At 40.5% G+C, this 13,058-nt stretch carries 11 protein-coding genes; 2 read left to right on the top strand and 9 right to left on the bottom strand.

The window, feature by feature from the left end; translation table 11 throughout:
* Positions 1-77 precede the first annotated feature (77 nt).
* From DRW42_RS21960 to sucD, 5 genes are all read right to left on the bottom strand, one after another.
* On the bottom strand, positions 78-2,462 hold the full coding sequence (locus DRW42_RS21960; protein ID WP_113951021.1) for a ribonucleoside-diphosphate reductase subunit alpha: 2,385 nt from the start codon (positions 2,460-2,462) through the stop codon (positions 78-80).
* Between the two features lie 158 nt (positions 2,463-2,620).
* Entirely contained in the window at positions 2,621-3,592 is a 972-nt protein-coding gene (locus DRW42_RS21955) for a ribonucleoside-diphosphate reductase small subunit (protein WP_113951020.1), read from the bottom strand.
* Positions 3,593-4,047: 455 nt separating this feature from the next.
* Positions 4,048-4,428, bottom strand: a complete 381-nt coding sequence (locus DRW42_RS21950; protein ID WP_113951019.1) for a septal ring lytic transglycosylase RlpA family protein — start codon at positions 4,426-4,428, stop codon at positions 4,048-4,050.
* Positions 4,429-4,572: 144 nt separating this feature from the next.
* On the bottom strand, positions 4,573-5,076 hold the full coding sequence (locus tag DRW42_RS21945) for a methionine-R-sulfoxide reductase (RefSeq protein ID WP_113951018.1): 504 nt from the start codon (positions 5,074-5,076) through the stop codon (positions 4,573-4,575).
* Between the two features lie 562 nt (positions 5,077-5,638).
* Positions 5,639-6,511, bottom strand: coding sequence for a succinate--CoA ligase subunit alpha (gene sucD / locus DRW42_RS21940; protein WP_090501663.1), 873 nt, complete (start codon positions 6,509-6,511; stop codon positions 5,639-5,641).
* A 329-nt stretch (positions 6,512-6,840) separates the two neighbouring features.
* Here sucD and DRW42_RS21935 point away from each other — a divergent pair, with 329 nt between their 5' ends.
* Positions 6,841-7,266: a cupin domain-containing protein gene (locus DRW42_RS21935; RefSeq protein ID WP_113951017.1), complete on the top strand. Its 426-nt coding sequence runs from the start codon at positions 6,841-6,843 to the stop codon at positions 7,264-7,266.
* Positions 7,267-7,334: 68 nt separating this feature from the next.
* Positions 7,335-8,024, top strand: a complete 690-nt coding sequence (locus DRW42_RS21930; RefSeq protein WP_113951016.1) for a VIT1/CCC1 transporter family protein — start codon at positions 7,335-7,337, stop codon at positions 8,022-8,024.
* A gap of 306 nt (positions 8,025-8,330) precedes the next feature.
* On the opposite strand, the gene rlmF is transcribed toward DRW42_RS21930, so the two are convergent.
* The 4 genes from rlmF to DRW42_RS21910 form a co-directional block, all read right to left on the bottom strand.
* Positions 8,331-9,299 (bottom strand): 23S rRNA (adenine(1618)-N(6))-methyltransferase RlmF, encoded by a 969-nt coding sequence (gene rlmF, locus DRW42_RS21925; RefSeq protein WP_113951015.1) that lies wholly within the window; start codon positions 9,297-9,299, stop codon positions 8,331-8,333.
* A gap of 204 nt (positions 9,300-9,503) precedes the next feature.
* Positions 9,504-10,754, bottom strand: a complete 1,251-nt coding sequence (dctA, locus tag DRW42_RS21920; protein ID WP_113951009.1) for a C4-dicarboxylate transporter DctA — start codon at positions 10,752-10,754, stop codon at positions 9,504-9,506.
* 437 nt (positions 10,755-11,191) lie between these two features.
* Positions 11,192-12,031 (bottom strand): cyanophycinase, encoded by an 840-nt coding sequence (locus DRW42_RS21915; protein WP_113951006.1) that lies wholly within the window; start codon positions 12,029-12,031, stop codon positions 11,192-11,194.
* Positions 12,031-13,056 (bottom strand): isoaspartyl peptidase/L-asparaginase family protein, encoded by a 1,026-nt coding sequence (locus DRW42_RS21910; protein ID WP_113951004.1) that lies wholly within the window; start codon positions 13,054-13,056, stop codon positions 12,031-12,033. The genes DRW42_RS21915 and DRW42_RS21910 overlap by 1 nt, the downstream gene beginning before the upstream one ends.
* Between the last annotated feature and the right edge of the window lie 2 nt (positions 13,057-13,058).

Below are 13,058 nucleotides of genomic sequence, written 5' to 3'. Positions count from 1 at the left end.
TTAAGATTGCTTCGTGGCTCGCAATGACGAGATGATGCAGGCTTTTCGCTTTGGTCTTTCTCCTTTAATCTTTAAGCTTAACCAGAACAGCTAATGCAACCTTCTTCCATTGAACAAACTGGTCCGTCAACGATTTCTTCTGCAACCTGATCTTGTGTCATTTCAGCAGGGATAACTGCTTCGATGGCTTTACCGCCCTGATTCTCTACCGTAAATTTAACGGCCTGAGAAGCTGCCTGGGTACGTAGGTAATACATACCGGTTTTCAAACCTTTTTCCCATGCATAAAAGTGCATTGAAGTTAATTTTGAAGTGTTCGGTGCATTTACAAACAGGTTTAATGATTGCGACTGGCAGATATAGGCACCACGATCGGCAGCCATATCGATGATGTTACGCATCTTGATCTCCCAAACAGTTTTGTACAATTCTTTGATATAATCAGGAATCGCATCAATAGCTTGGATTGAACCGTTAGCCAATATGATCTGGTTTTTCATATCGTTGTTCCATAAACCAAGGGCCACTAAATCTTTCAATAAGTGTTTGTTTACCACTACAAACTCTCCACTTAATACACGGCGGGTGTAAATGTTAGAGGTATATGGCTCGAAACATTCGTTATTACCCAAAATCTGCGAAGTAGATGCAGTTGGCATAGGTGCAACCAATAAAGAGTTATATACACCATCTTTAACCACTTTTTTGCGTAATGCATTCCAGTCCCAACGGCCACTATCTGGTGTAACATTCCATAAATCGAACTGGAATTTACCTTTAGATAAAGGAGAACCTTTAAAAGTTTGGTAAGGACCATGTTTCACAGCTAAATCGTGAGAAGCTGTCATCGAAGCAAAATAAATCGTTTCGAAAATGTCTTTATTTAAACGTTTAGCCTCATCACTTTCGAAAGGTAAACGCAATAAAATAAAGGCATCAGCCAAACCCTGCACACCTAAACCAACCGGACGGTGACGCATGTTTGAGTTTTCAGCTTCCTGAACAGGGTAATAGTTATGATCGATGATCTTGTTCAGGTTTAAAGTAGCCTGATAAGTTACATCATATAATTTCTGGTGATCGAAAGCACCGTTGATTACGAAACGTGGCAATGCCAGCGAAGCTAAATTACAAACGGCAACTTCATCTTTAGAGGTATACTCAATAATTTCGGTACACAGGTTAGAGCTTTTAATGGTGCCTAAGTTCTGCTGGTTAGATTTGCTGTTTGCTGCATCTTTAAACAACATATAAGGTGTACCGGTTTCGATTTGCGAATCTAAGATGGCAAACCAAAGTTCCTGAGCTTTAACGGTTCTACGTCCACGGCCTTCAGCTTCGTATTTGGTATAAAGTTCTTCAAATTCTTTACCGAAACAATCGGCCAAACCTGGTGCTTCATGCGGGCAGAATAAGGTCCAGTCGCCATTATCTTTAACGCGTTGCATAAACAAATCGTTAATCCAAAGGGCATAGAACAAATCGCGTGCACGCATTTCTTCTTTACCGTGGTTTTTACGAAGATCTAAGAATTCGAAAACATCGGCATGCCAAGGTTCTAAATAAATGGCAAAGGCACCTTTACGTTTACCTCCACCCTGATCTACGTAACGGGCAGTATCGTTAAATACGCGTAACATCGGGATAATACCGTTACTTGTACCATTTGTACCACCAATGTAAGAACCTGTTGCGCGAATGTTGTGGATACTTAAACCAATACCGCCTGCACTCTGCGAAATTTTAGCCGTTTGCTTTAAAGTATCGTAAATACCCTCGATGCTGTCATCCTGCATGGTTAACAGGAAACATGAAGACATTTGAGGTTTTGGTGTAGCTGCGTTGAACAATGTTGGTGTAGCATGTGTAAACCAACGCTCGCTCATTAAGTTATAGGTTTTGATTGCACTTTCGATATCTTCTTTGTGGATACCAACCGAAACACGCATAAACAAATGTTGCGGACGCTCTACAATCTGACCGTTAACTTTTAAAAGGTAAGATTTTTCTAAAGTTTTAAAACCGAAATAATCGAAACCGAAATCGCGGTCGTAAATGATAGAGCTATCTAAAATATCCTTATTTTTTTCTATGATCTCATAAACATCATCAGCGATAAGCGGAGCTGCTTTCTGCGCTTTCGGGTCGAAATATTCGTACAACATTTTCATCGTACCCGAGAATGATTTAGTGGTGTTTTTATGCAGGTTGGAAACCGCGATACGCGATGCAAGCAAAGCATAATCAGGGTGCTTGGTTGTTAACGATGCCGCCGTTTCTGCCGCAAGGTTATCCAGCTCTGATGTAGTTACCCCATCATATAAACCTTCGATTACCTTCTTGGCCACATCAATCGGGTCTACAAGGTCTGAATTTAAACTATAGCACAACTTCTGAATACGGGCTGTGATTTTGTCAAATTGCACCGCTTCTTTGCGGCCATCTCTTTTTAGTACGAACATATTTTATGAGATTTAAGTTTTATATTAAGTCGTGAGTATCAAGTATCAAGACTTAATCATCACTTTTGTAGTTTTTGTTATTTATTTAATGAGTATCAAGACTTGAGTAGCAAGTAACTAGATTAAACCTTCTGCCCTCTACCTCTTATCTTTCTACCTTAAAAGTCTTCATCTAAAGAGAACGCCTGTTTGTTATTATCTGCAGAGGTTAATACACCGCTTTTTTGATAATCGCCAACACGTTTTTCGAAGAAATTGGTTTTACCCTGTAATGAAATCATTTCCATAAAATCGAATGGATTGGTTGCATTGTATATTTTTTTGTAACCCAGTTCCTGTAACCACCTGTCGGCCACGAATTCGATATACTGGCTCATTAATTTTGCATTCATACCAATTAAAGCAACCGGTAATGCATCGGTAATAAATTCTTTTTCGATTTCTACAGCATCGCTGATGATTGAATGTACCTGTTCTTCGCTTAATTTATTGCTTAACATGCTGTATAACAGGCAGGCAAATTCGCAGTGTGAGCCTTCATCCCTCGAAATCAGCTCGTTACTGAAGGTTAATCCCGGCATTAAACCGCGTTTCTTTAACCAGAAGATAGAACAGAAACTTCCGCTGAAGAAAATACCTTCAACCGCAGCAAATGCCACTAAACGCTCTGCAAAAGTTCCGTTTTCGATCCAGCGTAAAGCCCATTCTGCTTTTCTTTTTACTGCAGGTACAGTATCGATAGCGTGGAACAAACGGTCTTTTTCTTCAGGATCTTTAATATAAGTATCGATTAATAAAGCGTAGGTTTCGGCATGGATGTTTTCCATCATAATCTGGAAACCATAAAAACAACGTGCCTCAGGCAACTGCACCTCACTCATGAAGTTTACGGCAAGGTTTTCGTTCACAATACCATCACTAGCAGAAAAGAAAGCAAGGATGTGCGAAATAAAATGTCTTTCGCCATCATTTAAATTATCCCAGTGCTTCTGGTCGTCAGAAAGATCGATTTCTTCTGCCGTCCAAAAACTAGCTTCGGTCTTTTTATACATTTCCCAGATTGCCGGGTACTTAATCGGCAAAAGCACAAATCTGTCTTTGTTTTCTTGTAGTAATAATTCCTGTTCCATACGCTGATATTTTTAATTCTATTTTTTTTAACAGAGCCGACGAAGACACGCATCCATCAATTTTATATGATGATTGTAATGTCTTTTATCAAAACCTGTTGTGAAAGTGCTAACCCTTTTGCCTGACGAACAACTGAATTTTTAGTTAGGAAAATTTAAAATTACAATCGGGATGTTGTATGTATAAACTACTAAAAATTAAGCTTTTATATTTGTTTCCAGTCGCAAGAAGTTAAAGAACTTTGTTATAACAAATATATATACGGTGGCCCTTTTTAGTGTACCAAAGTTGTTAACACCCGGCCCGTTTGCTGGGTAAAAACGATCAGCCAAATATCATTTTCGAGCGAAAAAAAAGCTAATCGTTTCTTTTCAAGGGTTTAACAAACAAAAATGAGTGTTAATAACTTAAATTTTAGGGGTGTAACAGGCCTGAAATAGAGCCAAAAGGAGTACTACTCGACGGTGTAACTCAGGTTAACTTTAGCTATTCCTTTACGGAAAATACCAATCTGTTTTGCGGCACGTTCTGATAAATCAATAGCGAGTTTTTTGGAATACGGACCCCGGTCGTTCACCTTTACCACAACCGATTTTCCGTTGTCGGGATTAGTTACGGTAACCAGGGTGCCCATTGGTAAAGAGCGGTGGGCTGCAGTGAGTTTTTTTGCCCGGTATTTGGCGCCGCTGGTGGTGCGGCGGCCTTCGAATTTTCTGTGATAATAAGTAGCGAGAACTGTTTTTTTGATACTATCCGGCTCATTTGACTGATCGGGATTTTGTGCTTTGACCTGCAGAAACAGAAAACAAAAACTTAATAACAGAAGATACTTCATAGGCTAAATTTTCTTTATCGAGCCTGCAAATATAAGCATTTAGTTTATAATCAATAATTTGTGGAAAAACAGCTCAATTTTGTGAATTAAAAAAGGCGTACAGCTTTCCGCCGTACGCCTCTACCTAACCCTACTATACCCACCTTATTTTTGATCCGGCACGAAATTCATAGAGATTGAATTTACACAATGACGGGTGTCTTTATTGGTAAATCCTTCGCCTAAAAATACGTGACCAAGATGCGCGCCACAGTTGGCGCAAACAATTTCTGTACGCGATCCATCGGCATCAGGAATACGTTTTACCGCACCTTTGATTTCGTCGTCGAAAGCAGGCCATCCGCAATGTGCATCAAACTTACTTTCGGAACGGTATAGTGCAGCATTACAACGTTTGCAGGTATAAGTACCCTTATCTGTTGTATGTTCGTATTTACCTGTACCCGGATATTCGGTACCTTTATTTACAATTACTCTTTCTTCTTCGGGTGTTAATGGATTCCAGTTCATTTTCTTCTTTGGTATGATTTGTTCTGTTTCCTTCGGTTGTTTTGCAGCTTCTTTATCCTGCTTTTGAGCGCAGGCGGAAAGCCCTGTAATTAAAACAACAGCAGAAATCAAAAATAGTTTATTTAACATCGTTTTCATATATCAATATACGGTTTAGATTAGGTTTTGGTTCGCTGGTTTAGGGGTTTTACCTCACCCTGACAAAGGTTGCGGTTTTTGTTCTTTTTTGCTATCCCTCTCCTGGAGGAGAGGGAAACAATGTGGAGNAAAGGTTGCGGTTTTTGTTCTTTTTTGCTATCCCTCTCCTGGAGGAGAGGGAAACAATGTGGAGTGGTTTTAACCCATTGCCTCGGCATAATAGACCCTGAAATAAATTCAGGGTGACGACTATGGGCATCTGACTTTGTGCTGTTCCTCATCCAGAGGAGAGAGAAACAACGCGGGATGGTTTTAACCCATTGCCTCGGCATAATAGACCCTGAAATAAATTCAGGGTGACGGCTATGGTGAAAAATACGACTAGGAAATCTTTGAAAGTAATCAAAAACAAACCTTTGTGCCTTTGTGTCTTTGTGGTTAATCAGCGTAGGCCAAAACAAAATCTTTGGATTCTTTGCGTCTTGCGATTAAAAAGCAGACCACAAAAAAAAGCGCTTCGAACTTAATCGAAACGCTTTTCTATAAAGAGATTTTAAAAATCTTATTTTGCTAATTCTTCTGCCATTGCAGCACCGATTTCAGCAGGGCTTTCTACTACACGGATACCACACTCGCGCATGATTTTCATTTTAGCAGCAGCGGTATCATCAGCACCACCAACAATAGCACCAGCGTGGCCCATTCTACGTCCCGGAGGCGCAGTTTGACCAGCGATGAAACCAACAACAGGTTTAGTACCGTGTTCTTTGATCCAGCGCGCTGCTTCAGCTTCCATGCCACCACCAATTTCACCAATCATGATGATACCGTGGGTTTCAGGGTCGTTCATTAATAATTTAACCGCTTCTACAGTAGGTGTTCCGATAATCGGGTCGCCACCGATACCGATAGCAGTAGTAATACCCAAGCCAGCTTTAACTACCTGATCAACAGCCTCATAAGTTAAAGTTCCTGATTTAGAAACTACACCTACATGACCTTTTTTGAAGATAAAACCTGGCATGATACCAATTTTAGCTTCATCAGCAGTAATTACACCAGGGCAGTTAGGGCCGATAAGCGTAACATCACGATCAGCAATATATTCTTTAACCTGAATCATATCCTTTGTAGGGATACCTTCGGTAATACAAACAATAACTTTAATACCACCTTCTGCAGCTTCCATAATTGCATCAGCAGCAAAAGCAGGTGGCACAAAAATGATAGATACATTTGCACCTGTTTGATCAACAGCATCTTTAACAGTGTTAAAAACAGGCTTTTCTAAATGCAATTGCCCACCTTTGCCAGGCGTTACACCACCTACTACGTTTGTACCATAGGCCAGCATCTGCTCAGCGTGGTAAGTTCCTTCGTTTCCGGTAAAACCCTGAACGATAACCTTAGAATCTTTATTTACTAAAACGCTCATGTATCAATATTTTTTTGTGCAAAGCTAATATTATTGAGTGTAAAGTCAAACCCAAAAGCATATTATTTAGCGCCTTTTTTCACGAAAATGTAAGGATTTGTTACTTTAGTGTGGAAAGGATTGGAGTATCAAGACTGGAGTATCAAGATGTAAGATTGGAGTATCAAGACTGGAGTATCGAGATTGGAGTAGCAAGATGTAAGACTGGAGTATCAAGATTAGAGTATCGAGATTGGAGTATTAAGACTAGAGTATCGAGATGCAACATTAAATTACTAAGACCAAAACGGACAGACTAAAGACTAATAAAAGTTAAATGAACCATCACGATGAAAAAAAATTTATTAATAGCAACCATTATTGCAAGTGCTTTTATTTCTGTAAAGGCCAGTGCTCAAAGCTCGGACACGAGTAAATACATGCTTCAAAACGATGTTGAAGTAGCCAAAGAAGAGGGTGGAACACACAATGGGGGAGGTAAAACGATTGGTTTTAATTTTTTCGCCAACGCTAAAAACCTGAAAACAGCCTTTAGGAAACGGATTTTGAAACCAGGCTCATCAATCGGTTATCACTTGCAAAAAGAAGATGAAATTTACTATGTGATCAGTGGAAACGGAACCATGCAAATGAATGGAAAAACATTCGCCGTTAAACCTGGTGATGCGATTTTAACCCGCCCGGGCAGCTCGCATGGTATTGCACCAGATGCAGGCAATGATCTGGTGATTATGATTGTTTATGAAAAGAAATGATGATATTAGGAGGATAAAAATCTCCGACTCTGCCCATACTAACAAAAGATAGAGAATACATAACCAAAATGGAACTAGAAAAGCATTATACCAATAGAACAGGCTGGCTAAGGGCCGCTGTACTTGGTGCTAACGATGGTATTATTTCTACAACCAGTTTGGTAATTGGTATTGCTGCTGCGAGCGATACGAGAAGTCCTATAGTATTGGCAGCTTTGGCCGGTTTAGTAGCTGGCTCATTATCTATGGCTGCAGGCGAATATGTTTCGGTAAGCTCACAGGCCGACATTGAAAAAGCAGACCTGGCACGTGAAAAAATTGAGCTCCAAACCATGCCCGAGGTAGAGCTGAAAGAGCTCGCTAAAATATATGTGGCCCAGGGCCTGGATAAAGATCTGGCCATGCAGGTAGCGGTACAGCTTACCCGGAAAGATGCTTTAGCTGCACATGCACGGGAAGAACTGGGCATTAATGAAATTACACAGCCAAAACCTCTCCAGGCAGCTTTTGCATCTGGTGCATCTTTTATCAGCGGGGGTATTTTACCTTTTCTGGTTGCTTTTTTTGCCCCGATAAAATCGATGGTTTTTTATCAATATGGTTTTGCCATAGTATTTTTAGCTTTATCGGGTGCAATTGCGGCAAAGGCGGGCGGTTCGAACGTGATTAAAGCTGTAATCAGAATCTGTTTCTGGGGAACAGTTGCAATGGTGGTAACGGCCTTAGCCGGATATATTTTTGGAGCGAGAACGGATTAAGATTGGTCAGGCAATGTTTATCTTTGGATTTGTAATCTACTCAAAAGGATTGGAAATCCTTAGCTCTGGAATCGGGATTGCAAATCCCGACTAACGCAAAAAGAAATGATGATTTTTAATCACCAATTACAATGATCAAATAGCAAATTCTAATTTTCAAAGAGAGCGTCCTATAAAAAACCATCATCTCGAACGGAACGGAGAAATCTACCTCGAGACAGATTCTCGGCTTCGCTCCACTCAAAATGACAGTACCTTGAGAGCCGTCGACTAAAGACTCAGGACTACAGACTCAGGACTCCAAACCTAAGCCTTCCATCCTTTTACCCATTCGTCCTGCGCTTTTTCATCCTGAAAAGTCCAGGCTACGAAACGGCTTATTTTTTGTCCCTGGCTCATGATAACAGTACGTACTTCAAAAGCATTTGCTTTAACCAAAGCGTTATAGATACTTTTCAGGTTTGCGCTTTTAGAAACCAGTGAACTGAACCATAAAACCTGGTTTTTAATCTGTGCACTCTGGATAATCATCTGTTCTACGAAAGCACGTTCGCCACCCGGACACCAAAGTTCAGCCTTGTTACCTCCAAAGTTTAATACGTGTTTTACTTCTTTTTCGTTTCCACCAAGGTTACGCCATTTCTGACGGGTACCCTGCTCAGCCTCTTTTAACGAAGAATGAAATGGTGGATTACAAACTACAGCATCAAAACGTTCTGTTCTGCCCACAATACCCCTAAAAATTCCCATTTTTGAAGATTGCTGACGGATTTCTATAGCGCCTTGTAATGGTTTATTGGCTTCGATGATGCGTTTTGCCGATTCAACCGAAAGTGGATCAATTTCTGAACCTACAAAGTTCCAGCCGTACTCCTGGTGACCGATAATCGGGTAAATACAGTTGGCACCAACACCGATATCGAGTACATTAATTTTGGCTCCTTTTGGATTTTTGCCTTTATTGCTCGATCCTAATAAATCTGCAACATAGTGGATATAATCGGCCCTGCCGGGAATAGGCGGACAAAGAAAATCCTGAGGGATATCCCATTGCTGGATATCGTAAAAATATTTCAACAAAGCCCTGTTAAGTGCTTTCACAGCGTTCTGATCTGCAAAATCAATAGAATCGTCGTTATGCTCGTTTTTAAATACGAAACGTTTTAATTCTTTAGAGGTTGCGGTAAGTTGTTTGAAATTGTAACGCGAACGGTGTTTGTTGCGTGGGTGTAACTCGCTCTTTTCTTTGCGGTTATTTTGTTCTTCTTGAGCCACTGTGCTATGGATTAATTAAACAAGCTGTGTGCATGTTTCTGATGCAAAGATACGGAAAAAAGGTTGAAGGCGTGAAGGTTGATGGTAGAAGGCTTTTAAGGTGTTCGTCATGCTGAATTTATTTCAGCATCTTTCTGGTTATTAATACCCTGAACCCGAAATTTCGGGACAGGGTGACGAGTGGAGTGGAAAACTCAAAACTAACTACTCCTTTTCCGCCTGAATGGCTTTCAAATACTTCTCTTCATCAAACTGGTTTTCACTTTTGGCAATTACGATTGTGGCTATACCGTTGCCAATTACGTTGGTGATAGCCCTTGCCTCACTCATAAAACGGTCAACCCCAATTAATATCGAAATATGTTCTATCGGCATAATTTTTAAAGCGGTTAAGGTGGATACGAGCACTATGAAACCGCTTCCCGTTACGCCTGCGGCACCTTTAGAGGTTACCATAAGTACGCCTAAAACTGTAATCTGCTGCCCGAGGGATAAATCGACGTTAAAAACCTGGCATAAAAATATGACCGACATGGCCAGGTAAATTGCAGTACCATCGAGGTTGAATGAATAACCCGTTGGGATCACCAAACCTACAACCGATTTATCGCAACCAATTGCTTCCATTTTCTGCATCATACTGGGTAAAGCCGATTCGGAAGATGAAGTACCTAATACGATTAAAATTTCCTGACGGATGTATTTGAGGTAAGCCCATAAACTGAACTTGTAATATCTGCAGATTCCATTGAGCACAATAAAAATGAAAAGAATGCAAGTTAAATATACCGATCCCATCAATTTTGCCATGCCCACAATACTTTGCAACCCATGTGTACCGATGCTAAATGCCATTCCACCGAAAGCCCCGATTGGCGCCAGCCGCATAATTACCTTCATAATTTTGAAAAGCACTTTCGATATTTTATCAAAGGCATTTAAAACACTTGTTCCGTCGCCGCCCAGTTTATTGAGGCCATAACCAAAAAGAATGGCAAAAAGTAAAATCTGCAGGATATTCCCTTCTGCAAAAGCAGCCATTACATTGTGTGGAATGATATGTAGAAAAAATTCGGCCCAGTTCATATCCTTGGCCTGTTCGGCATAACCGGCAATTTTTGTAGCATCGCCAGCTTTGGCCACCATTTCGACTCCCGGTTTTAAGATATTCGCCACGAGCAAACCGATGGCAATGGCAACGGTACTTACAATTTCGAAATATAATAAGGCCTTTCCTCCTACTCTGCCTACTTTTTTCATATCGCCCATGTGCGCAATACCCAAAACAATGGTAAAAAATATAATGGGCGCAATTAACATGCTGATGAGGTTAATAAAACCCTGACTGATCAGTTTGGCGGTTGGCGCAAAACCCGGAAAATATGCCCCAACGATAATACCTATGGTAATGGCAACTAAAACCTGAAATGTTAAATTGGAAAAAATCTTTTTCATTTATGCTTAGGAAAAATGAAAGATAGGGTAATTTTTCTTTCCGTTTAAATAATGGATTTAAAATATCGTGGAAAAGCAAAAGCCTATCCAGATTTCTCCAGATAGGCTTTTTTTCTTTCGCTCCTATGCCACGGGGCATGGTACTTTGGAGCGCCAAAGTACCCAAAGCGCTTCGTCAATCCAGCAATGTGCTTCCACACAAATCCATCTCACATCAAAAAAACAGCGGCACTTTGTTTTGTGCAGTAAGTGTTAGAGATCGTTAAAGTCTTTGCTAAACTGCACAAAACCACTGCGTTTAGGTTTGTTAATGCCAATTGTTCTGTTTTGCAACTGTTTTTTTGATCCCCCAGCACTTGGGATTGACGGGCGTACTTCGGTAAAATCCGTTTATCTTTCAAAGCAAGCTAGCACAATGCCTTAAAAGGGATGTACATTTAAGGTTTAATATCAATTACATCACCTGCTGTAAAAATCCCAAAGTCTGCTTGTTTAAATTTCAGCAGGCCTTTATCTGTTTTTTTAAGATTTTTCGGGTTAGCCAAACGGATTACCTGGCTTTCGCCGGCAACGGTAGCTTTATTGCCGTGCACAATGATTGCAGTACTTTCATCAATACCAACACAAACCAGATCGGGGTGGGCTGCCAAAGCAGAAATTAAACGGTTATACCGGTTACGTTTTAAAAAGTGCTGATCGATGATGGTGTTTTGCAGCAAACCCATTCCTTCTGCAAATTCAATATTTTTATCCCATAATTTGTTAAACGTTTCTTTATAAACCGTATCCAAAAGCTGTTTACCGGTAATCATATACTTACTCATTACCGCAGCGCCGGCGCTTGTTCCGGCAATGGTAGCGCCATTTTGATAGGCCTTATGGATAGCAGTATAAACCGGGGTATTGAGTACCGATTTCATAAAACGGTTTTGGTCGCCACCTAAAATATAGATCAGTTTAGCTCCCGCAAGAGAATCGATCCATTTTTGATCGTTTACATCATGTTTGCTAAAGTTAAAATTCCTGATTGTTCTGTTATCCAGTTTTTTTAATTGTGCAGAAATGGTTCCGAAACCAACATCGGGTACCTCGCTGGCCATTGGCAATACAATAATATAATCGCTGGCTTTTAATGAGGCGGTATTCAGCATTTCTTTCATCAAAGCATCCGAGCGGTCGCCACCACCGATAATATACAGATTACCTTTTGGGTTTCCCTGAGCGCTTGCCAATACGGAAAGACTGACAAGCCATACTATAAAAAATAGTTTCTTCATTATTTATAAATGTTTACCTCAATTTTGCCATCGGCGGTTATGGTGCCACGGTACATGCCTTCGGTATTAAACGGCATAGCAACATTACCTTTTTTATCTAAAGCAATTAAACCACCATCACCACCCATTTTGCCCACTTTATCCAATACAATTTTCGAAGCTTCGGTTACCGAAATGCCTTTATATTCCATTAAATCGGAAATGGTTTTGGCTACTACATTACGGATGTAAAATTCGCCCCAGCCTGTGCACGAAATACCTGCAGTTTCGTTATTACAATAAGTTCCTGATCCAATGATCGGCGAATCGCCCACCCTGCCATATTTTTTGTTCGTCATACCACCTGTTGATGTACCGGCAGCCAGGTTACCTGCTTTATCCAGAGCCACACAGCCAACGGTACCGAATTTATAATCGTGGTTTTTAATGCCAAGCAATCCTGATTTTTTGCTGCCGTGATCTAATACAGCTTTTGTAGAATCTTCTTTAAGGGCTTCCTGCAAACCATCCCAGCGTTCTTTTGTCCAGAAATATTTAGGATCTACGATTTCCAATCCGGCTTCTTTTGCAAATTTGTCTGCTCCATCGCCAAACATCATTACGTGTTCCGATTTTTCCATCACAGCCCTTGCAGCCGAAATCGGGTTTTTAACGGTAGTAACGCCTGCAACAGCACCTGCCATTAAGGTTTTTCCGTCCATAATAGCCGCATCAAGCTCATTTCTGCCATCGTGTGTAAAAACAGCACCTTTACCGGCATTAAAATGCGGATCGTTCTCTAAAATATGAATCGTTGCTTCAACGGCATCCAGACTCGACTTTCCTGCTTTAATTTCGGCATAACCTGCCTGTAAAGCTTTTGTTAAAGCGGCTACATACGCGGCTTCTTTTTCAGGCGTCATGTTTTTTTTCAATATGGTACCTGCACCGCCGTGGATCACCATTACATATTTTTTCTGTTGTGCGGCAACATTTAAGGTAAATACCGAAATAAGCAGTACCACTATTAATTTTAATGCTTTCATAT

The organism is Pedobacter miscanthi (assembly GCF_003315595.1).
Classification (GTDB): domain Bacteria; phylum Bacteroidota; class Bacteroidia; order Sphingobacteriales; family Sphingobacteriaceae; genus Pedobacter; species Pedobacter miscanthi.
This window is presented reverse-complemented; position numbering and strand designations above follow the sequence as displayed.